The 21,936-nt window shown below is 67.8% G+C and carries 21 protein-coding genes and 2 tRNA genes; 18 read left to right on the forward strand and 5 right to left on the reverse strand.

The features are described 5' to 3' along the window. Positions 1–2: 2 nt before the first annotated feature. Positions 3–1,007: a cysteine synthase A gene (locus tag ACOQOP_RS06415; RefSeq protein ID WP_420565495.1), complete on the reverse strand. Its 1,005-nt coding sequence runs from the start codon at positions 1,005–1,007 to the stop codon at positions 3–5. 156 nt (positions 1,008–1,163) lie between these two features. Beyond that, positions 1,164–1,703: a GNAT family N-acetyltransferase gene (locus tag ACOQOP_RS06420; RefSeq protein ID WP_420565496.1), complete on the reverse strand. Its 540-nt coding sequence runs from the start codon at positions 1,701–1,703 to the stop codon at positions 1,164–1,166. A gap of 43 nt (positions 1,704–1,746) precedes the next feature. Here ACOQOP_RS06420 and ACOQOP_RS06425 point away from each other — a divergent pair, with 43 nt between their 5' ends. Together ACOQOP_RS06425 and ACOQOP_RS06430 are read left to right on the forward strand one after the other, a co-directional pair. Next, positions 1,747–2,994: an alpha/beta fold hydrolase gene (locus ACOQOP_RS06425; protein ID WP_420565497.1), complete on the forward strand. Its 1,248-nt coding sequence runs from the start codon at positions 1,747–1,749 to the stop codon at positions 2,992–2,994. Then, on the forward strand, positions 2,991–3,479 hold the full coding sequence (locus tag ACOQOP_RS06430) for a SixA phosphatase family protein (protein WP_420565498.1): 489 nt from the start codon (positions 2,991–2,993) through the stop codon (positions 3,477–3,479). Before ACOQOP_RS06425 ends, ACOQOP_RS06430 begins: the two co-directional genes overlap by 4 nt. A gap of 1 nt (position 3,480) precedes the next feature. Here ACOQOP_RS06430 and ACOQOP_RS06435 read toward each other — a convergent pair whose 3' ends face one another. Continuing rightward, positions 3,481–4,251 (reverse strand): helix-turn-helix transcriptional regulator, encoded by a 771-nt coding sequence (locus tag ACOQOP_RS06435; protein WP_420565499.1) that lies wholly within the window; start codon positions 4,249–4,251, stop codon positions 3,481–3,483. 224 nt (positions 4,252–4,475) lie between these two features. On the opposite strand from ACOQOP_RS06435, the gene ACOQOP_RS06440 reads away from it, so the two are divergent. Next, positions 4,476–5,012, forward strand: coding sequence for a hypothetical protein (locus ACOQOP_RS06440; protein WP_420565500.1), 537 nt, complete (start codon positions 4,476–4,478; stop codon positions 5,010–5,012). Positions 5,013–5,090: 78 nt separating this feature from the next. Here the strand turns inward: ACOQOP_RS06440 and ACOQOP_RS06445 are convergent. Next, a tRNA-Asn gene (locus ACOQOP_RS06445) sits at positions 5,091–5,165 on the reverse strand. Between the two features lie 68 nt (positions 5,166–5,233). Further along, positions 5,234–5,307 (reverse strand) — tRNA-Cys (locus ACOQOP_RS06450). Positions 5,308–5,535: 228 nt separating this feature from the next. Between ACOQOP_RS06450 and ACOQOP_RS06455 the strand changes: the two genes are divergently transcribed. The 15 genes from ACOQOP_RS06455 to ACOQOP_RS06525 all read left to right on the forward strand — a co-directional run bounded on the left by ACOQOP_RS06455 (position 5,536) and on the right by ACOQOP_RS06525 (position 21,932). Further along, positions 5,536–6,447 carry a GntR family transcriptional regulator gene (locus tag ACOQOP_RS06455; protein WP_420565501.1) on the forward strand — a complete coding sequence of 304 codons (912 nt, stop codon included), beginning with the start codon at positions 5,536–5,538 and terminating at the stop codon, positions 6,445–6,447. 98 nt (positions 6,448–6,545) lie between these two features. Further along, positions 6,546–7,382 carry a transporter substrate-binding domain-containing protein gene (locus ACOQOP_RS06460; protein ID WP_420565502.1) on the forward strand — a complete coding sequence of 279 codons (837 nt, stop codon included), beginning with the start codon at positions 6,546–6,548 and terminating at the stop codon, positions 7,380–7,382. Positions 7,383–7,466: 84 nt separating this feature from the next. Further along, the gene (locus ACOQOP_RS06465; protein WP_420565503.1) at positions 7,467–8,228 is read left to right on the forward strand and encodes an amino acid ABC transporter ATP-binding protein; all 762 of its coding nucleotides are present in this window, start codon (positions 7,467–7,469) and stop codon (positions 8,226–8,228) included. Between the two features lie 9 nt (positions 8,229–8,237). Beyond that, positions 8,238–8,909, forward strand: a complete 672-nt coding sequence (locus ACOQOP_RS06470) for an amino acid ABC transporter permease (protein WP_420565504.1) — start codon at positions 8,238–8,240, stop codon at positions 8,907–8,909. Between the two features lie 14 nt (positions 8,910–8,923). Beyond that, on the forward strand, positions 8,924–9,604 hold the full coding sequence (locus ACOQOP_RS06475; RefSeq protein ID WP_420565505.1) for an amino acid ABC transporter permease: 681 nt from the start codon (positions 8,924–8,926) through the stop codon (positions 9,602–9,604). 23 nt (positions 9,605–9,627) lie between these two features. Continuing rightward, on the forward strand, positions 9,628–10,995 hold the full coding sequence (locus ACOQOP_RS06480; protein WP_420565506.1) for an MmgE/PrpD family protein: 1,368 nt from the start codon (positions 9,628–9,630) through the stop codon (positions 10,993–10,995). A 6-nt stretch (positions 10,996–11,001) separates the two neighbouring features. Continuing rightward, positions 11,002–11,922, forward strand: a complete 921-nt coding sequence (locus ACOQOP_RS06485; protein ID WP_420565507.1) for an isocitrate lyase/PEP mutase family protein — start codon at positions 11,002–11,004, stop codon at positions 11,920–11,922. Continuing rightward, complete coding sequence (locus ACOQOP_RS06490; protein ID WP_420565508.1) at positions 11,909–13,645, forward strand: hydantoinase B/oxoprolinase family protein; 1,737 nt, start codon at positions 11,909–11,911, stop codon at positions 13,643–13,645. Before ACOQOP_RS06485 ends, ACOQOP_RS06490 begins: the two co-directional genes overlap by 14 nt. Further along, on the forward strand, positions 13,642–15,705 hold the full coding sequence (locus tag ACOQOP_RS06495; RefSeq protein WP_420565509.1) for a hydantoinase/oxoprolinase family protein: 2,064 nt from the start codon (positions 13,642–13,644) through the stop codon (positions 15,703–15,705). The genes ACOQOP_RS06490 and ACOQOP_RS06495 overlap by 4 nt, the downstream gene beginning before the upstream one ends. Continuing rightward, the gene (locus ACOQOP_RS06500) at positions 15,702–16,322 is read left to right on the forward strand and encodes a cysteine hydrolase family protein (RefSeq protein WP_420565510.1); all 621 of its coding nucleotides are present in this window, start codon (positions 15,702–15,704) and stop codon (positions 16,320–16,322) included. The genes ACOQOP_RS06495 and ACOQOP_RS06500 overlap by 4 nt, the downstream gene beginning before the upstream one ends. Beyond that, positions 16,322–17,728: an FAD-dependent oxidoreductase gene (locus tag ACOQOP_RS06505; protein ID WP_420565511.1), complete on the forward strand. Its 1,407-nt coding sequence runs from the start codon at positions 16,322–16,324 to the stop codon at positions 17,726–17,728. Before ACOQOP_RS06500 ends, ACOQOP_RS06505 begins: the two co-directional genes overlap by 1 nt. After that, entirely contained in the window at positions 17,725–18,633 is a 909-nt protein-coding gene (gene puuE, locus ACOQOP_RS06510) for an allantoinase PuuE (RefSeq protein ID WP_420565512.1), read from the forward strand. The genes ACOQOP_RS06505 and puuE overlap by 4 nt, the downstream gene beginning before the upstream one ends. Positions 18,634–19,029: 396 nt before the next feature. Next, complete coding sequence (locus ACOQOP_RS06515; RefSeq protein ID WP_420565513.1) at positions 19,030–19,689, forward strand: protein-L-isoaspartate O-methyltransferase family protein; 660 nt, start codon at positions 19,030–19,032, stop codon at positions 19,687–19,689. A gap of 64 nt (positions 19,690–19,753) precedes the next feature. Beyond that, entirely contained in the window at positions 19,754–21,154 is a 1,401-nt protein-coding gene (locus ACOQOP_RS06520; protein WP_420565514.1) for a TolC family outer membrane protein, read from the forward strand. Positions 21,155–21,248: 94 nt separating this feature from the next. Then, the gene (locus ACOQOP_RS06525) at positions 21,249–21,932 is read left to right on the forward strand and encodes a DUF2497 domain-containing protein (RefSeq protein ID WP_420565515.1); all 684 of its coding nucleotides are present in this window, start codon (positions 21,249–21,251) and stop codon (positions 21,930–21,932) included. Positions 21,933–21,936 lie beyond the last annotated feature (4 nt).

Genomic DNA, 21,936 nt, shown 5'->3' on the forward strand with positions numbered 1-21,936 from the left:
TCTCAGTCGTCCAGCCAGGCCGGAACGGGCAGGTTCTTGTCGCGCAGGAAGGCCGGGTTGAACAGCTTCGACTGATACCGCGCGCCACCGTCGCAGAGGATGGTGACGATGGTGTGACCGGGGCCCATCTTCTCCGCCAGCTTGATGGCGCCCATCACGTTGATGCCGCTGGAGCCGCCGAGGCAGAGGCCCTCGTGCTTCAGCAGGTCGAACACCACCGGCAGCGCCTCCTCGTCGGTCACCTGGAACGGATGGTCGACGATGATGTCCTCCAGGTTGGCGGTGATGCGGCCCTGGCCGATGCCTTCGGTGATCGAGTTGCCCTCGGCCTTCAGTTCTCCGTTGGCGTAGTAGCCGAAGATCGCGCTGCCCATCGGGTCGGCGAGGCCGATCTGGATGTTCTTGTTGCGCTCCTTCAAGGCCAGGCTGACGCCGCCGAGCGTGCCGCCGCTGCCCACCGAGCAGATGAAACCGTCGACCTTGCCGTCGGTCTGTTCCCAGATCTCCGGCCCGGTGGTGTCGTAATGGCCCTTCCGGTTGGCCACGTTGTCGAACTGGTTGGCCCAGATCGCCCCGTTCTCCTCCTTCGCTGCGATCTCCTCGGCGAGGCGGCCGGAATAGCGCACGTAGTTGTTCGGGTCCTTGTACGGGACCGCCGGCACCAGGCGCAGGTCGGCGCCGCACAGCCGCAGCATGTCCTTCTTCTCCTGGCTCTGGGTCTCCGGCATCACGATGACGCTGCGGTAGCCGAGCGCGTTGCCGACCAGGGACAGGCCGATGCCGGTATTGCCGGCCGTGCCCTCGACGATGACGCCGCCCGGGCGCAGCAGCCCCTTCTCCTCGGCGTCGCGCACGATGGCCAGGGCGGCGCGGTCCTTCACCGACCCGCCGGGATTGAGGAATTCGGCCTTGCCGAGGATCGTGCAGCCGGTGCGTTCCGATGCCGCCTTGAGCTTGATCAGAGGCGTATTGCCGATCGCGCCGATGAAACCGTCACGCACGTCCATGGGGTCGTCTCCGTCCGTCATCCAATGGCCAGCGCGGATCGCGCCGAACTCGTTGCTGGGAGCCTAGCCGGACGGGACGCGGGGATAAAGCACAGGCGACCGGCAACCGGGCGCCGGACGGTCAATACAGTGATCGCGGATCCGAACGAGGGAGGCTCAGCTGTCGCCCCGCTCCGCCAGCTTGGCGAGGCGCGGACCGAGCATGCGGTAGTACATCTTCTCGCTCTTCAGCAGCGGGCCCATGGACTCATAGAAGCTGCGCGCCTTGTCGTTCCAGGGATCGGCGGTCCAGTCGAGCTGGGTGACGCCCCGCTCCACGCAGATCTCCGCCAGCCGGGTCATCAGCCGGCGGCCGATCCCGCCGGTGCGCGCCTTGCGGGTGACGAACAGGTCCTGAATGAACACGGCACTCTGGCAGTTGGCCAGCGCGAAGGTCTCATTGAAGGCGAGGAAGCCGACCGCCCGGTCGGCGCCGGTGGCGATCAGGATCTCCACGCTCGGCGGCTCGCGGAATGCCTTGTCGGCGATCACATGGGCCATGTAGGAGCGCTGGTAGTGGACGGGCAGCGAGTAGAAGGCCAGCAGTTCCTGGCTGAGCAGGGCGAGGGCGTCGGCGTCGGCCGGGGTGGCGAAGCGAATATCGACCGGCGCCGCCTCGCGCCCGCCATAGGCTATCGCTTCCCCCTCTGCCGCCATGTGGTAGAACCCCCTAAGTCCCCGCCAACCAATGAGATCGACCATGGCTGTGCGTACGGAAAGTGTCAACTTCACCGGGGCTTTGGGCGATACGCTCGCGGCCCGGCTCGACCGTCCGGCGGGCCCGACCCGCGGATATGCGCTGTTCGCGCACTGTTTCACCTGTTCCAAGGACCTCGCCGCCGCCCGGCACATCGCCACCGGCCTCGCCGAGCACGGGATCGCCGTGTTGCGATTCGATTTCACCGGGCTCGGCCACAGCGAGGGCGAGTTCGCCAATACCACCTTCGCCTCGAACGTGGACGACCTGATCGCGGCCGCCGATTTCATGCGCGATGAACTGCAGGCGCCCACGATCCTGGTCGGGCATTCCCTGGGCGGTGCCGCGGTCCTAGCGGCGGCCGGACGGATCGACGAGGTCCGGGGCGTGGCGACGATCGGCGCGCCCTCCGATCCGCTGCACGTGATCCACAACTTCCAGGGCAGCGTGGAGGCGATCGAGCGGGACGGAGAAGCCGACGTCGTGCTCGGCGGCCGCACCTTCCAGATCCGGCGGTCCTTTATCGAGGACCTGCGGGACCATCGCCTGACCGATATGGTGTCGAAGCTGCGCCGGGATCTGCTGATCTTTCACGCGCCGCTCGACGAGACCGTCGGCATCAGCAACGCCACCGATATCTTCGTGGCGGCCAAGCACCCGAAGAGCTTCGTCTCCCTCGACAAGGCCGACCACCTGCTGTCCCGGCGCAGCGACAGCGCCTATGTGGCGGCCGTTCTCGCCGGCTGGGCTGAGCGCTTCCTGCCGACGGCGCCGCCGGCCCCGATCCGCGCCGAGGAGGGTGAGGTGGTGGTCTCCGATGCCGGCGACGGGGTGTTCCCGCAGTGGATCGCCTCGGGGCCGAACCACCGGCTGCGGGCGGACGAGCCGGTATCGGTCGGCGGGACGGACAGCGGTCCCAGCCCGTACGACTTCCTGATCGCGGGGCTCGGCGCCTGCACCAACATGACCCTGAAGATGTATGCCGACCGCGAAGGCTGGAGCTTCGACCGGCTGGAGACCCGCCTGCGCCACTCCAAGATCCACGCCGAGGACTGCGCCGACTGCGAGACCCGCGACGGCAAGATCGATCGGATCGAGCGGGTCCTGGTGATCGAAGGTCCGTTCGACGACGAGCAGCGCTCGAAGCTGATGGAGATCGCCGACAAGTGCCCGGTCCACCGGACGCTGCATTCGAAGATCTCGATCGTGACCCGGCTGGACGGGGACGGCGCCGACGGGGAGGAGGGATGATCACCCTGCACCTGCTGCGCCACGCCAAATCCGACTGGGACGGCGGCGAGCCGGATCACGACCGGCCGCTGGCGCCCCGGGGAGAGCGGGCGGCGTCGGCCATGGCGGTATACTGCCGGCAGCAGGGAATCGCCCCGGACTTCATCCTGTGCTCCAGCGCCCGACGGACCCTGGAGACCCTCGCCATCCTGCGCGGCGGCCTGCCCGAGGGGGCGAAGGTGGAGACCACGCGTGAGATCTACGAGGTCGGCGCGGGGCAACTCGTCGCCCGGTTGAAGACCATCCCCGTGAGGACCCGGATCGCCCTGGTGGTCGGGCACAATCCGGGGATGGAGGACACGGTGCGGCTTCTGACCGGCGACGGCGTCGGCGTGAAATTTCCGACCTGCGGTCTCGCAACCCTGGAATCGGCCTCCGGCTGGGCGGCGCTCGGCCCGCGCAAGGCGGAGCTGCGCCGTTTCGTGACGCCGAAGGACCTGGTCTGAGTCAGGCCCGGGAGGTGACGGTGAGGGTGCGTCCGTCCGGCCGGGGCAGGCGCAGCGAGTAGTAGCGCCAGACCGTTCGGTTGCCGTCGACCTCCACCATGCCGTGGCACAGCTCGAAGATCGGCTCTCCCACCTGATAGGCGTGCAGCATCCGCCCCTCGGCCCAGCGGCCGTAATTCGCGTCGGGCAGCTCGGACAACGGCACGCCGGTCAGGCTGGAGTTGCGGGGGAAGAGCTGGATGCCGGACCCCTGCCATTCCATCAGCATCCGGTTGCCGTCGACCCGGGTCATGGTCGCGCGCCGGGCGACGTCCTCGGGCACCTGCCCCAGACCGCTGCGGAACAGCTCAAGCGCCTGCCGCTGCTCCAGCGAGGCCAGCCGCTCGAAGTCGCGCAGGGAGAGTTCCGTCGCCTCGTAGGTCTGGGCCGGCATGGCGATCGTGCGCGCCGGCTCGCCGTCGCCCGTCCGGCCCTTGGGCAGGCCCGTCCCGTCCAGGAACGACCGCCGCGCCACCATGCGGGGCAGCAGCGACTCCTCGACCTCCGGATCGCGGAACCGGACGCCCGATCCGCCCCCGTTGCCGCGCAGGAACTCGATGCCGGCATTCTCCAGCGCCCATTGCAGGCTGCGGCTCGTGGTGGTGAGGGGAACGCGGATGCCGCCCTCGAACTCGATAACCGTGCGCTTGCTGATTCCGGCGAGATCGGCGAGCTGCTGCTGGGTGATGCCGAGCAGGGCGCGGGCGCCGCGACATTGGCTTGGATTGATCATCCGACTGTCACTCACTGTCCGACCCTCTGCGCCTCGGCAGGCGGGACGGTGGTCATGCTGGTTGTCCTTTCCACGATTATGCATGTTTGGCGACCCATGGACACCAGGGCGACGGCCCGATGACAGGTGACGGATACCCGCCTTCCGCCTCGGGTTTTGGTAAGCAGTCGTTAATCTTTACAGCCCAATAATTGTGCCGGGAAGAGCGGCCCCGAGGGGACGAGATGTCGATCATAAGCCCGGTACTGCCCCGAACCGCTGAGTCGGAGGGATTCGATCTCCGGATCGTCCAGTGGTCCTTCCTGCGGCGGCTGATGAACGACCGACAGCGCATTCTCTACGCATACTGGCTGTCCCGATCCCGGGACGGCGTCTTCGACCTCTCGGCCTTCGATCCGTTGGAGGTCTGGCCCTGTGTCGGCTACCTGCACATCGTCCAGTACCGGGCCGAGCGCGACGACTTCTACTACCGTCTGTCGGGGGAGATCTCCGCCCGGGCGGCCCGGCGCTCCCTGCATAAGCATTGGGTCGAGGACCATCCCGAACCGGGACGCAGCAAGGTGCGGGCGCATTACCGGCAGATGATGACGTCGGGCCGGCCCTGGCTCGGCGAGGTCTATGCCGTCGACAGTGACCGGATCGCGCCGTACTGGAACCGGATGGTGCTGCCGATGGTCGATCCCGAGGACCCGGAGGGATTCGTCTGCCTGGTTCTCGCCGAACCGCAGAACGACCTTCCACGGCCCGAGGGTCGGGCCTGAACGCGGAACGCCGCAAGGGCCACGGACACCCCGCGGCCGGCGGTATTCATCGGTGTGTCGGAAGTGAGCCTGGAGAAATGGCTCCCGGGGAGGGATTCGAACCCCCGACCAAGCGGTTAACAGCCGCTCGCTCTACCACTGAGCTACCCGGGACCAGAGACCGCGCTGTATAGCGTCCTGTCCGATGTGGTTCAAGACGAATGTCGCCTTGTTTCCCACTCTGGAGGCCCCGACCGGAATCGAACCGATGTACAAGGATTTGCAGTCCTCTGCATAACCACTCTGCCACGGGGCCATGTCTGAGCGGGAGAGGCGTGATACCCGAGCCGGCATGCCCGTGCAAGAGACTTCCGGGCCTTTCCCTGCCCACCGCGCCGGATCTGCGACCGAGCGCGTCGGTTTTGTGCGCCGACGACCCGGATTTTCCCGTCCCGGGCGCCATGCTGCATCGCCGTGGGATATGTGAGCAGGTGCAGCATTTCGGGTATTGCCACGCCTAAAAGATATATCATTATATCATTTCATGAGGTCCCGTTTCCCCCGCTCCGGCCGTGAGGCCCGCCCGTCCCCGGCCGCCATCCGCGGTCAGGAGCGGCCATCGGCCGGCGAGGCCGGTGCGCTGGGACGGTTCCGCTCGCCGCTCTACCATCAGATCTACCTGATCATGCGCCAGCGCATCGTCGATGGTGAGTTCGGCGCCGGCGGCACCCTGCCGAGCGAGCAGGAACTGGCGGAATTCCACGGCGTGTCCCGAATCACCGCCAAGCGGGCGCTGGACGAGCTGGCCAATGACGGGCTCGTTGTGCGCGAGCGCGGCCGCGGCACTCGGGTGGTGGAAGGCCGGGCCGGGGTGAAGATCTCCGGCCAGGGCACCGGCGCGTTCGATGCGCTGCTCGCCATGGGCGGAGAGACTGAGGTCGCAGTAAAGGAATTCGGCTACGCCCCGGCCGAGGATGATGTGGCCGCCGCCCTGGGGCTGCCGATCGGCACGACCGTCCAACGCGCCGTTCGGGTGCGGTCGATCGGCGGCGACCCGTTCTCCCATCTGACCACCCATGTGCCGGAGGAGATCGGCCGCCGGTTCGAGAAATCGGACCTGGCGAACACCCCGCTGCTGGCCCTGCTGGAACGCGCCGGGGTGACGCCCGCGACGGCAGACCAGGCTGTCTCAGCGACCCTGGCCGACATGGTGGTGGCCGACCGGTTGGGAATCGGCGTCGGCGCGCCGCTGCTGCGCATCCGCCGGGTGGTGCGCGACGGCGAGGGCCGGGCGATCGAGCTGCTGGTCGCCCTGTACCGCTCGGACCTCTACCGACTGACCATGACGCTCAGCCGCGGCGGTGACGCCGAGGCCGAATGGTCGCCCGATGCGGTGACCGGAACACCATTCTCCGCCGGTGCCGCCTGGCAGGCTGTCAGGGACACCGGGGAGTAGGGAGAGACGGAACGGATTTGAGGGACCCCGCGACAAGACGGGGCCCGTCCAAACGGCGAGCGCATCGCCAAAACCTGAACAGGAGACGGAGGTTGGTTATGAATAAGTCTGTGATTTTGGGAGCCGTCGCAGCGCTGGGCCTGGCGGTCGCCGCCCCGGTCTCGGCCGAGACCATGAAGTTCGCCGCCGATGTCGGCTACGCGCCGCATGTCATGGCCGTGCCGGCCGGTGGCGTGGAGGGCTACAACGTCGACCTGACCGCCGAGGCCGCCAAGCGCCTGGGCATCGAGTACGAGATCGTCGACCAGGAGTGGTCCGGAATCTTCGCCGGCCTCGCCGCCGGGAAGTATGTCGCCATCATCGCCCCGACCACGGTGACCCAGGAGCGCGCCGAGAAGATGCTCTTCGGCGAACCGTATTTCGAGGTGAACTACCAGTTCCTGATCAAGAGCGGCGCGCCGCAGGTCGAGAAGCTGGAAGACCTGAAGGGCAAGACCATCGCCGTCAACAAGGGCAACTTCTACGACAAGTACCTGTCGGAGCGTGAGGCCGAGTATGGCTGGAAGATCGAGCGCTTCGGCAAGAACGCCGACGCCATCGCCGCCGTGGCCGCCGGCCGGGCCGACGCCAACTTCGCCGGCGACACCGTGGTCGGCTGGACGGCGAAGAAGAACCCGCTGGTCGTCCCCTCCACGCTGGTCATCAAGTCGGGCAGCGTCGGCGCCTTCGCCTTCGACAGCTCCAACGCCGAACTGCGCGCGAAGTTCGAGAAGGTGATCGAGTGCATGAAGGCGGACGGCACGGTGGCGGCGATCCACGAGAAGTGGACCGGCCAGAAGCCGATCGAGGGCGGTGCCGCCTACAAGGTCGAGCCCGGCATCGGCGTCCCCGGCATGCCCGGCTACGACGAGACCGCGTCCGACAGCGGCTGCTGAGGCCCTGACCCTTGCCGCCGGCCGCCTCGCGTGGCCGGCGGCTCTCCGCCCGCTCCAGCCGCCCCGTCCGCGCGAGGTCCCTTCATGGCGCAAGCCCAGACCATTCCTTCAAGATACGTCGTCGAGGCCTATGACATCCATAAGTCGTTCGGCGACTTCCAGGCCTTGAAGGGCGTCAACCTGACGGTCGCGCCGCAGGAGCTGGTCTTCATCATCGGCCCGTCCGGGTCCGGCAAGAGCACCATGTTGCGCTGCTGCAACCTGCTGGAGTTGCCGACCAGCGGCCAGGTGAAGATCACCGGCGAGGAGATCACCAGCCGCACCGTGGACATCAACAAGGTGCGCCAGCGCATCGGCATGGTGTTCCAGCAGTTCAATCTCTATCCGCACATGTCCGCCCTGGGGAACGTGTCGCTGGCCCTGCGCAAGGTGAAGAAGATGGCGCGCAGCGAGGCCGAGGACCGGGCCCATGCAGCACTCAAGCGCGTCGGGCTGGCCGACAAGGCGGGCAACCACCCCACCGAGCTTTCCGGCGGTCAGCAGCAGCGGGTGGCGATTGCCCGCGCCATCGCCATGGAACCGGACGTGATCCTGTTCGACGAGCCGACCTCGGCGCTGGACCCCGAGCTTGTGGGGTCGGTGCTGGAGGTCATGCGCGAGCTGCGCGAGAGCGGCATGACCATGGTGGTGGTCAGCCATGAGATGCGCTTCGCCCGCGACGCCGCCGACCGGGTCATCTTCATGGATGGCGGCCTGGTGGTCGAGGAGGGCACCCCAGAGCGGATCTTCACCGATGCGCGCTCGGACCGGCTGAAGTCGTTCCTGCACAGCGTCACCGGGCACTGAGGCGGCAGGATGGAGCGCTTCCTCGATCAGTTCTTCAATCTGGAGATCATGGCCCGCTACCTGCCGGACGTGGCGGCAGGCTTCGTGGTCACCGTCCAGCTCGCCCTGTCGGTGATCGTCACCGGTCTCGCGCTCGGGCTTGTCTTGGCGATGGTGCGGGCGTTCCAGATCCGGCCGGTCAACTGGCTGATCATCCTCTTCGTCGACCTGTTCCGCGCCCTGCCGCCGCTGGTGATCCTGATCATCTTCTATTTCGGGCTGCCGTTCGTCGGCATCACCATGTCGGCCTTCGTCATCTCCTGGGTGGTGCTGGCCTCCGTGCTCGCCGCCTTCGCGGAGGAGATCTACTGGGCCGGCATCACCTCGGTGAACAAGGGCCAGTGGGAGGCGTCGCGCTCCACCGGGCTCGGCTTCACCCAGACCCTGTTCTACGTGGTGATCCCCCAGGCGATCCGGATGACCATCCCGCCGCTGACCAACCGCACCATCGCCATCACCAAGAACACCGCACTCGCCAGCGTGGTGACGGTGGAAGAGATGCTGACGGTGGCGCAGACCTCGCTCGCCTATGCCGCCAACACCTCGCCGCTGACCATGGCGGCCATCGGCTACCTGCTGATTTTCTTCCCGCTCACCATGGCGTCGCGCTGGGTCGAGACCCGCTACGCCTGGAAGCGGTGAGGGGAGGAACCGACATGCTCGACTGGGAAGTCATCAAGTTCAGCTTCTTCAACGAGGACAGTCTGCGCGAAGTCTGGCCGCTGCTGGCCGACGGCTGGTGGATGACCATCAAGCTCTGCCTCGCCATCGTCCCGCTCGGCTTCTGCTTTGGCGTGTTCCTGGCCACTGTGCACAGCTTCCACATTCGGGCGCTGAACCGGGGGCTGGTGATCTTCGTCGACTTCTTCCGCTCGATCCCGCCGCTGGTACTGCTGATCTACGTGACCTACGGCCTGCCGTTCTTCGGCTGGGACGTGCCGCCCTTCGCCGCGGTGCTGGTCGCCTTCACCTTCAATTCCGGCAGCTATTACGGCGAGATCGTGCGCGCCGGCATCGAGAGCATTCCGGCCGGCCAGATGGAGGCGGCGCGCTCCACCGGGCTCACCCGCGTGCAGGCGATGATCTACGTGATCCTGCCCCAGGCCTTGCGCAATGTGGCGCCGGACCTGACCTCGAATACAATCGAGCTGATCAAGGCGACGTCGATCGCCAGCGTCGTGGCTCTGCCCGAGCTGCTGCGCATGGGCCGGGTGGCCCAGGGACTTGTCTACAACGCCACCCCGCTGATCGCGGTGGCGGCGATCTATCTGCTGATGCTGTGGCCCATGGTCCGTCTGCTCTCCCGACTGGAGCGACGGATGATGTCGGCCCGTTAAGAACCTAACCATGGGAGGATGAGATGACCGGGTATCTGGATACGGTCTGCGACTTCATCGCGAACACCACGCTGGCCGATATCGCGCCGGCGGCGGTCGACCGGGGCCATCGTGTTTTCGCAGACACAATGGCCGCGGTCGGCGCGGGTGCGCGCGAGCCGGAAGTACAGGCCCTCAAGGCGAAACTGGTGCCAAATCCGGGTGGGGAGTCGAGCATCATCGGCACCGGCCAGCGCACCGAGCCGGCCAAGGCGGCCTTCCTGAATGGCACCGCCGGCACCTTCCTGGAACTGGACGAAGGCAACCAGTACAGCCGCGGCCATCCCGGCATCCACGCGATCCCGGCCGCCCTGGCCTGGGGCGAGGCCCATGGCAACACCGGTGCGGAAGTCCTGACCGCCGCCATCCTCGGCTACGAGATCGGCGCGCGCATCGGCATTGCCGCCAAGATCCTGCCGACCATGCATCCGCACGGCACCTGGGGCACCGTCGGCGCCGCCGTCGCCGTCGCCAAGCTGGCCGGCGCCGATGCTGCTCGGGTGCGCGAGACCATCAACGTCGCCTCCAGCCTGGGCCTCGCCACCAGCCGGCAGACCATGCTGCAGGGCGGCACGGTGCGGAACTCCTTCGCCGGCTTCTCCGGCCAGATGGGCATCCTCGCCTGGCAGATGGTCGAGAGCGGCTTCACCGGCGAGGCCGACGGCCTGTCGACAATCTGGGGCACCGTGATCTCCACCGAGTGGAAGCCGGAGGAGATGACCCGCGAGCTCGGCTCCCGCTGGGAGATCGCCCGCAACTACTTCAAGCGCCACGCCTGCTGCCGCTACAACCACGGCACCCTCGACGCCCTGGCGATGATCGTGGACAAGCGCGGCGTGCTCAGCCCCGACGAGGTGCAGAAGGTGCGGGTGGAGACCTATTCGCTCGCCGCCCAGCTCCGCGACACCTCGCCGAAGAACACGCTGGCCGGCAAGTTCTCCGTGCCCTTCGCCGTCGCCTCGACCCTGATCAACGGGTCCAGCGGCGTGGAGAGCTTCACCTGGGACAAGGTGCTCGACGAGACTATCCAGGCCTTCGCCGACAAGGTCGAGGTGGCCGAGGATCCGGCCCTGACCGCCATGATGCCGGACTTCCGCCCGGCCCGGGTCATCGTCACCCTGACCGACGGCACCGTGCTGGAGGCGGAGACCAAGACCAACCGCGGCGACACCGAAGACCCGTACGACGATGCCGAGCTCGACCGGAAGTACGCCGAGCTGACCAGCCTGGTCTGGCCGGATGCGGTCGCTCGCGGCGTGTACGAGGACTGCTTCCGTCTGGAGGAACTGGACGACATCAACGCCCTGACCCGCCGGCTCAACGCGGTCACCCTCGCCGAGGCGGGGGAGTAACGACCCATGACCGACACGACGGAGCGTATGCGCGCCCTGCTCCAGGGCGAGGGGATCGTGCTCGCCCCCGGCTGCTGGGACGCGCTAACCGGCCTGCTGGTGGAGCAGGCCGGGTTCGACGCCGCCTATGTCAGCGGCGCCAGCATCGCCTATTCCCGGCTCGGCCGCCCGGATATCGGGTTGATGGGCCTGCGCGAGATCGCCGACACCCTGACGGCGATCCGCGAGCGGATCTCCATCCCGATGATCGTCGACGGCGACAACGGCCACGGCAACGCGCTCAGCGTCCAGCGCACGGTGCGCGAATACGAGCGGGCCGGCGCCGACGTGATCCAGATTGAGGACCAGTCGCTGCCGAAACGCTGCGGCCACCTCAAGGGCAAGGGCCTGGTCAGTGCCGACGAGATGGTCGGCAAGCTCCAGGCGGCCCTGGATGCCCGGCGGGATACCCTGATCATGGCCCGCACCGATGCCATCGCCGTGGAAGGCTTCGAAGCTGCCCTGGACAGAGCCGAGCGCTATGTCGAGGCCGGCGTCGACATGCTTTTCGTCGAGGCACCGGAGAGCGACGAGCAGATCGCCGAGATCTCCCGCCGCTTCGCCGCACGGGTGCCGCTGCTCGCCAATATGGTGGAAGGCGGGGCGACCCCGATCCGCTCCACCGAGCAGATGGCAGAACACGGCTTCAAGGTGGTGATCTTCCCCGGCGGTACGGCGCGGGCCATGGTCCCGGCCCTGCAGGCCTATTTCGCCTCGCTCAAGCAGCACGGCACCACCGCGCCCTGGCGCGACCGGATGCTGGACCTCAAGGGCCTCAACGACGTGCTGGGCACGCCGGCGATGCTGGAAGAGGGCGCCAAGTACGACGCCGCCACGGTGGCAAAGACGTCAACTCGCAAAGGAACTGGAACCGATGGGGACGATTGATCCCGTCACGCTGGCGGTCTTGAACGGCCGCCTGGAGCAGATCGCGGACGAAATGGACGCCACGCTGTTCCGCAGCGCCTTCAACCCGATCATCGCTGAGGCGCATGACGCGTCCCACGGGCTGTATCACGCCGAGACCGGCGAGACGCTGGTGCAGGGCAAGTCGGGCCTGCCGATCTTCGTCGGCGCCATGGCTTTCGCGGTGAAGACCGTGATCGACAAGGCGGCGCGCGACGGCGGCCTGGAAGAGGGTGACGTCTACATCTTCAACGACCCGTATGACGGCGGCACCCACCTGTCCGACTTCCGGCTGGTGCAGCCGATCTTCCGCGACGGCAAGGTGTTCTGCTACCTCGCCTCGGTCGGCCACTATCACGATGTCGGCGGCAACGTGCCGGGCAACTACAACCCGGCGGCCACGGAGAGCTTCCAGGAAGGCTTCCTGATGCCGCCGGTGAAGCTGTTCGAGGCCGGCCGCTTCCGCCAGGACGTGGTCGACATCCTGCAGGCCAACTCGCGGCTGCCGAACAGCCTCTACGGCGACCTGAACGGCCAGATCAACGCCCTCAAGCTGGGCGAGGGACGGCTGAAGGACCTGCTGGACGAGTATGGCGACGCCACCGTCGCCACCGCCTTCGAGGAGCTGAAGTCCCGGGCCGCCGCCCTGATGCGGGCGCAGATCGCCTCTCTGCCGGACGGCACCTACCGGGCCAAGGACTTCCTGGACAACGACGGCATCGTCGACGAGGCCCTGCCGCTGGAACTGGCGATCACCGTCAAGGGCGAGCGGCTGACCCTGGACTTCACCGGCTCGGCCCCGGCCTGCCTCGGCCCGGTGAACATCGCGCGCTCCACCACGATCGCCGCCTGCTACGTGGCGATGAAGCATGTGTTCCAGGAAGTCCCGGCCAATGCCGGTGTGCTGGAGCCGATCGACTTCGTCATCCCGGAGAAGTCGATCCTGGCGGCCACCGCACCGCGCCCGGTCGGCGGCTATACCGAGACCATCCTGCGGCTGATCGACCTCAGCTTCCAGGCCCTGGCCCAGGCGGCACCCGAGCGGGTGAACGGCTGCGCCTACGGCACCATCAACGCCCTGTCCCTGGCCGGCTACCGGCGCGAGGACGGGCGGCGCTGGGTCATGTTCAGCTTCTTCGGCGGCGGCCATGGCGGCCATCCGGAGGGCGACGGCCTGAACCACGGTAACGCGCCGATCTCCACGGCCACCATCCCGCCGCTGGAGATCCTGGAGGCGGCCTATCCGGTGATGTTCAGGCAGTGGGCCCTGCGTAGCGATTCCGGCGGGCCGGGCCGAAACCGCGGCGGTCTCGGCGCGGTCTACGAGATCGAGCTGCTGGAGGAGAAGGCGGACGCCTTCCTGTTCGGCGAGCGCGGCCGTTATGCACCCTCCGGCGTGGTCGGCGGCGAGGCGGCGGCCCTGAACCGATTCACCTATCCGGCGGGCCCGGACGGCGGCGAGGCGCATCCGCCCATGGCCTCCAAGATGGTCGGCATCAAGCTGATGAAGGGCCAGTCGGTCCTGCTGGAGACACCCGGCGGTGGCGGCTATGGCGCGCCCACCGAGCGCGATCCCGCCCGCGTGGCCGAGGACGTGCGCCTCGGCTATGTCAGCGTGGCCTCCGCCCGCGACCGGTACCGGGTCGTCGTCTCCGAAGACGGCACCCTCGACGAAAAAGCGACCAGCGAGCTTCGAGCAGCATGAGTACGAACACCCCCCATCTCATTGCCGGCGTCGATGTCGGCGGCACCTTCACCGATGTCTTCGTCCTCGATGAAGCCGCCGGTACCGCCCGCGTCGCCAAGGTTCCCTCCACGCCTGCGAACCAGGCGGTCGGCTTCCTCTCCGGCCTGGAATCCGGGGCAGGGGATCTGACCGCCCTGTCCACCGTCGTCCACGGCACCACGGTCGGTACCAACGCCTTGCTGGAACGCAAGGGTGCCGTCACCGGCGTGATCACCACCATGGGCTTCCGCGACGTCCTGGAGATGCGCCGGCGTGACCGGCCGCAGACCTGGGGCCTGTGGGGCCAGTTCGTCCCCGTGGTACCGCGCGACCGCCGGCTCGAGGTCGGCGAGCGCACCCTGGCCGACGGCACCGTGCGCCAGGCGGTCGATCCGGACGCGGTGAAGGCGGCGGCCAAGCGGCTGCAGGACCTCGGCTGCGAGGCCGTGGCCATCGTCTTCATCAACGCCTATGCGAACGACGCGAACGAGCGGGCCGCCCTGGAGGCGCTGCGCTCGGTCTGGCCGAACGACTACATCACCGCCAGCCACCAGATCGTACCGGAGATCCGCGAGTTCGAGCGCAGCTCGACGGCAGCGCTCAACGCCTATCTGCAGCCCCCCCTCGGCCGCTATCTCGCCCGCCTGGAGCAGGCGCTGGGCGAGGCGAGTTCGCCGGCCCAGGTGCTGATCGTGCAGTCGAACGGCGGCGTGATGAGCCTGGAGACCGCCCGCAAGGTGCCGATCCGCACGGCCCTGTCCGGCCCGGCGGCCGGCGTGACCGCGGCGGCCCATATCGGCTCGGTCGCGGGTTATCCGAACCTGATCACCTGCGACATGGGCGGCACGTCGTTTGACGTCTCCCTGGTGGTTGAGGGCGAGAGCGCGCTGGCGGCCCAGACCTCCATCGATTTCGGCCTGGTCGTCCGTTCGCCGATGATCGAGATCATCACCATCGGCGCCGGCGGCGGCTCCATCGCCCGGGTCGATGCCGGCGGATTGCTGCAGGTCGGACCTGAAAGTGCGGGCTCCGACCCGGGGCCGGTCTGCTACGGCCTCGGCAACACGCGGCCGACGGTGACCGACGCCAATCTGGTGCTCGGCCGGATCAACGCCGACCGTCCCATCGGCGGCAAGCTGGACAGGCTGGACGTGGCGGCCGCCCGCCAGGCGATCACCGACCATGTGGCGATCCCGTTGGGCCTGGAGACGCCGGAGGCGGCGGCCGAGGCGATCATCCGGGTCGCCAACGCCAAGATGGCCGGCGCGATCCGCGTCGTCTCCATCGAGCGCGGCCACGATCCCAAGGAGTTCGTGGCGGTGCCGTTCGGCGGCGGCGGCTCGCTGCATGCCGGCGCGCTCATCCGCGAGGTCGGGCTGAAGAAGGCCCTGGTCCCGCGCTATCCGGGCGTGACCAGCGCGCTCGGCTGCACCATCGCCGACCTGCGCCAGGATTTCGTGGAGACCTGGAACGTCCTGCTGGACGATCTGGACGCCACCGCCCTGCGCGAGGCCATCGACCGGCTGTCCGCCGAAGGCACGAAGACCGTCAAGGGCGCGGGCGTCACCCTGGAAGGCCTGGAGACGGTGGTCGAACTGGACATGCTCTATGTCGGCCAGACGCACACCGTCGCCGTGCCGATCGAAGCGGGTGCCGGCAAAGCGGTCGACAAGGCCGCCGTCGGCGCGGCCTTCGAGGCGGCGTATTCCGCCACCTACGGACGGCTACTCAAAGGTATCCCGATGCGCATCCTGAACCTGCGGGTCGCGGTAGTGGGCAAGCGTCCGCGCTTCGACCTGTCGCTTCTCGCGCCGGAGGCAGGCACCACCGTCGAGGCGGCGATCCGGGGCACCCGAAACGTCTATGTGGACGGCGCCTGGCACGAGGCGACCATCGTCGATCGCCTGGCCCTGCCCGCCGGGGCCGAGATCAAGGGCCCGGCGGTGCTTGAGCAGAGCGACACCACCATCCTGATCGAGCCGGGTCTGGTCGGCGAGGTGGACGCCTACGGTAACGTGCTGATCGGAGAAGCGTCATGAGTGGCGAGTTAGCCTTCCCGGATCCGACGGCCACCGCCCTGGTGCTGGTCGACCTGCAGAACGACTTCATCCATCCCGACGGCGCCTATGCGCGCGGCGGAGCCAAGGCGGCGGATATCGCCGCCCTGCCGGCCCGGCTGGTACCGCTCGCGGAGGCAATCCGGGCCAAGGGCGGGTGGATCGTCTCCACCCACTTCACCCTGGTCCCGGGCCGGGGCGGCGAGCCGATGATCTCGCCCCACCTGAAGGCGATCCGGCCGTTCCTGCGCAAGGGCGACTTCCTGTCCGGCGGCTGGGGCCACGACGTGGTCGATGCACTACAGCCGATCGACATCAAGGTAGAGAAGGTCGCATTTTCAGCCTTCTACATGAGTCGGCTCGAGTGGGTTCTCAGGAAAGCCGGCATTACCACGCTGATCTTCGGCGGCATCGTCACCAATGGCGGTGTCGCCTCGACGGTGCGCGACGCCCATGTGCGGGACCTTGAAACCGTGGTGCTGGAGGACGGCTGTGCCGCCTTCTCCGAGCAGGTCCACCGTACCGCCATCGACGCCCTGCGCCCGGTCAGCACCGTGGCCACCATCGCCGAGGTGGCGGCGGCCTGGGAATCGGCCTGATGGGGATCGTGCGACGCGAGACCGGTCCTGAGGCCCATGTGCCGGTGCTGGTCATCGGCGCCGGGGCCTGCGGTCTGATCGCCGCCCTGGCTGCCCATGACGCGGGTGCGGAGGTGATGGTGCTGGAGCGCGATCCGGTCCCGGCCGGGTCTACCTCGCTGTCGGCCGGCTATATCCCGGCCTGCAACACCCGCTGGCAGAAAGAGGCCGGTGCCGAGGACGGGGTCGACCGCATGCTCGGCGACATCCAGAAGAAGAACCACGGCGAGGGCGACCCTGTGCTCGGCCGGGCGGTCTGCGAGGCCTCAGGGCCGGCGCTGGAATGGCTGGCTGACACCCATGGCCAGTCGTTCATCCTGGAGACCGCCTTCCGCTACCCGGGCCACACGGCCTACCGCATGCACTCCCACCCGCAGAAGACCGGCGTCGCCCTGGTCGGCTCCCTGGCCGCGGCGGCGGAACGGGCCGGGATCGACATCGTCTGCGAGGCACCGGTGCGCGACCTGATCGCCGACGAGGCGGGCAGGGTGCTCGGCGTGGTGATCGAGCGCCCGGACGGCTCCACCGACGAGATCGGCTGCGACGCCCTGGTCCTGGCCTGCAATGGCTATGGCGGAAATCAGGAGATGCTGCGCACCTATATCCCGGAAATGGCCGACGCCCTGTATTTCGGCCATACCGGCAACCAGGGCGACGCCGTGCGCTGGGGCACGGAACTCGGCGCCGCCGTGGCCCAGATGGGCAGCTATCAGGGGCACGGCTCTGTCGCCCATCCCCACGGCGCGCTGATCTCCTGGGCGCTGATGATGGAGGGCGGCGTGCAGGTCAACACGGAGGGTCAGCGCTTCTCCAACGAACATGCCGGCTATTCCGAGCAGGCGTTGAAGGTTCTGGCCCAGCCCGGCGGCATCGCCTGGAACGTCTACGACCAGCGCCTGCACGAGCTCGGCATGCGGCACGAGGACTATCGCGGCGCGAATGAGATGGGCGCGATCCGCGAACTGTCGGATCTCGCCGCGCTGGCCGACCTGATCGGCTGTCCGCTGGACCGGCTGGCCGCCACCCTGGCGCATGCGGCCGAAGCCGCGGCGGGCCGGGACGAGGATCCGTTCGGCCGCGACTTCACCACCGCGCCGACCCTGGACGCGCCGCCATACTATGCCGTCCGGGTCACCGGGGCGTTGTTCCATACCCAGGGCGGGCTTTCGATCGACACGGACGCACGCGTGCTGACCGCGGCGGGCGAGGTTTTACCGAACCTGTTCGCCGGCGGCGGTGCGGCTGTCGGTCTGTCCGGCTCCGGCGTGGAGGGGTATCTTTCCGGCAATGGGCTGCTGACCGCGGTCACCCTGGGCCGGATCGCCGGCACCGGTGCGGCCCGCCTGGCACAGGAGACAGCGGCATGAGCGCGTATCCCCGGGATCTTATCGGTTACGGCGCCGAGCCGCCGCACGCGCAATGGCCCGGCGGCGCCCGGGTCGCCCTGAACTTCGTGCTGAACGTTGAGGAGGGGTCGGAGACCAACATCCTGCACGGCGACGCGAAGAACGAGAGCGGCCTGTCCGAGGTGGTGGGCGGCCGGCACCCGCCGGGACAGCGCGACCTCGGCCTGGAGTCACTCTACGATTACGGCCCCCGCGCCGGGTTCTGGCGGATCCACCGGCTGTTCGCCGAGCGCAACCTGCCGCTGACGGTCTATGCCTGTGCGATGGCCCTGGAGCGCAATCCGGTGGCGACCGAGGCGATGGCCAAGGCCGGCTGGGACTTCGCCGGCCACGGCTGGCGCTGGATCAACCACTACGAGCTCACCGAGGACGAGGAGCGCGAGCACATCGCCCGCGCGATCGAGATCACCGAGCGCCTGACCGGCCAGCGCCTGAAGGGCTGGTACTGTCGCTACGCGCCCAGCCCGAACACCAGGCGGTTGCTGGTAGAGCAGGGTGGTTTCCTATATGACAGCGACAGTTATAGCGATGATCTTCCATACTGGGTGAAGGTTGAAGGTGCCGACCATCTGGTCATACCCTACGCGCTGGACACCAACGACGTGAAGTTCGGCGCGCCGGCTTCCTACAGCTCCGGCGAGGATTTCTTCCGCTACATCACGGACGCCTACGACCAGCTCTGGGACGAGGGCGCCGACCGGCCGCGCATGCTGTCGATCGGTCTGCACCAGCGGCTGGTGGGGCGGCCCGGCCGCGCCCGGGCGCTGGCGAAGTTCCTCGACCATGTGCAGGCGAAGGGATCGACCTGGATCACCCGCCGCATCGAGATCGCCGAGCACTGGCGCCGGGTGCATCCGCCGGCCTGAGGCCAGAGCGCAGAAGCAGGACAAACAAAAAGCCGCGGTCCTGAAAAGGGCCGCGGCTCAAGTTGATACCGGCATGGTTACCTCAGCGTTTGCGCACTCCGAACCAGCCGGAAGCGAGATACGGGGATGCGAGCATCGGTGCCTCCGTGAGCTGCTTGTCAGTCCCTAAACTATGGGTAGGCGCACTGTGTGCGTCAATCGTCGATTCGCTCGACGAATCCGGGATTTGTCGGCTCTATCCACAGGTTGTCCACAGGCCGCATCCGGGCCTTTCGGGGTCGATTTCGGCGCGGAGTTCATTGTGTCGGGCCAAGGTCTTGCCTATAAAGCTCGTTCAGGAAATTCTGCGCCGTCCCTCCGCTGGTCGAGGACGCGCGCGTTGCGGTGAGGAATGCGATGGTCGACTACGCCCTGGCACGCCTGAACATGGTCGAGAGCCAGATCCGGACCAACAAGGTCACCGACCCTGCGCTGATCGACGCCTTCGACACGATCCCGCGCGAGCTGTTCGTGCCCAAGTCCAAGCGCGGCATCGCCTATGTGGACGAGGCGCTGGAGGTCGGCGCCGGCCGCTACATGCTCGAGCCGATGGTGCTGGCCCGTCTGCTGCAGGCGGCCCTGCCGAAGCCGGGCGACGTGGCCCTGGATGTGGCCTGCGGCACCGGCTACGCGACGGTGGTCCTGTCAAAGCTGGTCTCTGTCGTGGTCGGCGTCGAGGAGGAGCAGAGCCTGGTGGATTCGGGCAATGCCAACCTGGAGGCGCTGGCGATCGACAATGCGGCGATCGTCAACGGGCCGCTGACCCAGGGCTACGCCAAGCAGGCGCCCTATGACGTCATCCTGATCGATGGCGGGGTCGAGACCGTGCCGCAGAAGCTGTTCGACGAGTTGGCCGATGGCGGCCGGCTGGTCACCGTGGAGGGCGGCTCGCCGACCGAGCCGGGGGTTGCGGTCCTCTACGAGAAGCTCGGCTCCCATATCGGCCGACGCATTCTGTTCGACGCGGGCACGCCGTTGCTCGCGGGCTTCCGCCAGGAGGCCGGGTTTGTCTTCTAAACGCGGGACGCCATATACCCGCAACACCCCATCGCCAGGGCATCTGAAAGCTGAAAGGAAGACCATGACCTCGTTCGCGAAGTCGCTCCGTTCGTCGGCCGCGGTCGTGGCTCTGCTGACCGGGTTCGCCGTCCTCGGCGCTCCCGCTGCCCAGGGACAGACCCTGGAGGAGGCGCTGTCTCTGGCCTACGAGACCAATCCGGAGCTGCTGGCGGCGCGGGCCGACCTGCGGCGCACGGATGAGACCGTCACCCAGGCCAAGGGCGGCTGGCGCCCGAGCATCAGCGCGTCGGGCAGCTTCGGCATCACCGACGTCAATGCCGAAAACCGGGGCGTGCGCACCACGGACGACCATTCCTACCCGATCACCGGCGCCATCACGGCCACCCAGCCGCTCTACACCTTCGGCCGCGTCGATGCCGAGGTGGACGAGGCGGACGCCAATGTGGAGGCGGCGCGGGCCGGTCTGTTTCAGAGCGAACAAAGCACCCTGCTCGACGCGGTCGTTGCCTATGTCAACGTCATCCGCGACACCTCGATCCTCCAGCTGCAGATCAACAACGTCGAGCGGCTCGACAAGCAGTTGGAAGCAACCCGCGACCGGTTCCGCGTCGGCGAGGTGACCCGCACCGACGTCGCCCAGTCCGATGCCCGCCGGGCCAGTTCCGAAGCGGACCGGACCCAGGCGGAGGGCAACCTGATCACCTCCCGCGTCGCCTTCGAGCGGGTCATCGGCACCGTCCCGACGACGCTGACCGAGCCGGCGATCCCGCCGGGTCTGCCCCAGAGCCGCGACGAGGCGGTCGATATCGCGGTGCAGGAAAGCTACACCCTGATCCAGGCAAAGTTTCAGGAGCTGGCCGCCAAGCACGTGGTCTCCCAGGCGGAGGCCGAGCTGCTGCCGGAGCTGAACCTGGTGACCCAGGCGGAGCAGACCTACAACACCAGCGGTGGCGACAACGAGGTCACGACGCTCACCGCCGAGCTGCAGCTCTCGGTGCCGATCTACCAGCAGGGCGTGGTCTATTCCCAGGTCCGCGCGGCCAAGGAGAACGTCAATCGCGTCCGGCTGCTGGTGGATAACGAGCGCCGCGCCGTGGTGGAGAATGCCGCCAGCGCCTTCGAAGACTACAAGACGGCCCTGGCGCAGATCGAGTCGCTGCGTTCGGAAGTCAACTCCGCCGAGATCGCCCTCGACGGCGTGCAGCAGGAGGCGACCGTCGGCGCCCGCACCGTGCTGGACGTCCTCGACGCCGAGCAGGAGCTTCTCGACGCCCAGGTCAGCCTCGTCACCGCCGACCGCAACGCCATCGTCGCGGCCTTCTCGCTGCTGGCGGCCCTGGGCCGGCTGACGGCGCAGGATCTGGCGCTGCCGGTGGAGATCTACGACTATGACCGTCACTACCGGGCGGTCGAGTCGAAGTATTACGGCACCGAGCCTCCGGGACGCATGCCGGGTAACTGACGGCGATTCGCGTGAAGGATTGGCCCGACAGAGGTTTATGGGCTAGTCTTCAGATTCGAATGTACCGGACAGCCAGGGTCGCCGGGGCGAACGCATGAGCGATACACAAGAACCATCCATGGAAGAGATCCTGGCGTCGATTCGCCGGATCATTTCCGAGGATGGGGACGACGAGGAAGAGGCGCCGGCGGAAGAGGAAGCCGTCGAGGAGGCTGAGCCGGAACCGGAGCCCGAGCCGGAACCAGAGCCTCTGCCTGAACCCGAGCCCGAGCCCGAAGAGGAAGAAGAAGAGGAGGAAGAGGACGTCCTCGATCTGTCGGATATGGAAGCCGACGAGGAAGAGGATGCCGAACCGCTCTTCGAGGAACAGCGCTACGCCCAGCCGGAACCGGAGCCTGAGCCGGAACCCGAGCCGGAACCGGAACCGCTTCCGGAGCCCGAGCCGGAACCGGAGCCCGAACCGGCACCGGCACCGGTCTACGCGCCGCCGCCGCCCCCCGCGCCGCGCGCGGCTCCCCAGCCTCAGGGACTGGTGTCGCCGCCCCAGGCCCAGGAGACGGTGCACTCCTTCTCCGAGCTGCAGGCCAAGCTCAACGAGGATTATCAGGAGCTGCCGCTCGGCAACGGCGCGGTCACCCTGGAGCGTCTGACCCGCGAGCTGATGCGGCCGATGCTGAAGGACTGGCTGGACCAGCACCTGCCGTCCATGGTCGAGCGTCTGGTACGCGAGGAGATCGAGCGGCTCGTCATGCTGTCCCAGCGCCGGGATCGCTGGTAAGACC

Source organism: Thalassobaculum sp. (assembly GCF_965223715.1).
In the GTDB taxonomy this organism is placed as follows: domain Bacteria; phylum Pseudomonadota; class Alphaproteobacteria; order Thalassobaculales; family Thalassobaculaceae; genus Thalassobaculum.

Coding starts and splice junctions, on each gene's coding strand:
- ACOQOP_RS06525 (WP_420565515.1), top strand. CDS start 21,249: ATGAGCGATACACAAGAACCATCCATGGAAGAGATCCTGGCGTCGATT.
- ACOQOP_RS06425 (WP_420565497.1), top strand. CDS start 1,747: ATGGCTGTGCGTACGGAAAGTGTCAACTTCACCGGGGCTTTGGGCGAT.
- ACOQOP_RS06440 (WP_420565500.1), top strand. CDS start 4,476: ATGTCGATCATAAGCCCGGTACTGCCCCGAACCGCTGAGTCGGAGGGA.
- ACOQOP_RS06455 (WP_420565501.1), top strand. CDS start 5,536: ATGAGGTCCCGTTTCCCCCGCTCCGGCCGTGAGGCCCGCCCGTCCCCG.
- ACOQOP_RS06420 (WP_420565496.1), bottom strand. CDS start 1,703: ATGGCGGCAGAGGGGGAAGCGATAGCCTATGGCGGGCGCGAGGCGGCG.
- ACOQOP_RS06490 (WP_420565508.1), top strand. CDS start 11,909: ATGGGGACGATTGATCCCGTCACGCTGGCGGTCTTGAACGGCCGCCTG.
- ACOQOP_RS06460 (WP_420565502.1), top strand. CDS start 6,546: ATGAATAAGTCTGTGATTTTGGGAGCCGTCGCAGCGCTGGGCCTGGCG.
- ACOQOP_RS06435 (WP_420565499.1), bottom strand. CDS start 4,251: ATGATCAATCCAAGCCAATGTCGCGGCGCCCGCGCCCTGCTCGGCATC.
- ACOQOP_RS06520 (WP_420565514.1), top strand. CDS start 19,754: ATGACCTCGTTCGCGAAGTCGCTCCGTTCGTCGGCCGCGGTCGTGGCT.
- ACOQOP_RS06495 (WP_420565509.1), top strand. CDS start 13,642: ATGAGTACGAACACCCCCCATCTCATTGCCGGCGTCGATGTCGGCGGC.
- ACOQOP_RS06470 (WP_420565504.1), top strand. CDS start 8,238: ATGGAGCGCTTCCTCGATCAGTTCTTCAATCTGGAGATCATGGCCCGC.
- ACOQOP_RS06485 (WP_420565507.1), top strand. CDS start 11,002: ATGACCGACACGACGGAGCGTATGCGCGCCCTGCTCCAGGGCGAGGGG.
- ACOQOP_RS06500 (WP_420565510.1), top strand. CDS start 15,702: ATGAGTGGCGAGTTAGCCTTCCCGGATCCGACGGCCACCGCCCTGGTG.
- ACOQOP_RS06515 (WP_420565513.1), top strand. CDS start 19,030: ATGGTCGACTACGCCCTGGCACGCCTGAACATGGTCGAGAGCCAGATC.
- ACOQOP_RS06475 (WP_420565505.1), top strand. CDS start 8,924: ATGCTCGACTGGGAAGTCATCAAGTTCAGCTTCTTCAACGAGGACAGT.
- ACOQOP_RS06430 (WP_420565498.1), top strand. CDS start 2,991: ATGATCACCCTGCACCTGCTGCGCCACGCCAAATCCGACTGGGACGGC.
- ACOQOP_RS06480 (WP_420565506.1), top strand. CDS start 9,628: ATGACCGGGTATCTGGATACGGTCTGCGACTTCATCGCGAACACCACG.
- ACOQOP_RS06465 (WP_420565503.1), top strand. CDS start 7,467: ATGGCGCAAGCCCAGACCATTCCTTCAAGATACGTCGTCGAGGCCTAT.
- ACOQOP_RS06415 (WP_420565495.1), bottom strand. CDS start 1,007: ATGGACGTGCGTGACGGTTTCATCGGCGCGATCGGCAATACGCCTCTG.
- ACOQOP_RS06505 (WP_420565511.1), top strand. CDS start 16,322: ATGGGGATCGTGCGACGCGAGACCGGTCCTGAGGCCCATGTGCCGGTG.
- puuE (WP_420565512.1), top strand. CDS start 17,725: ATGAGCGCGTATCCCCGGGATCTTATCGGTTACGGCGCCGAGCCGCCG.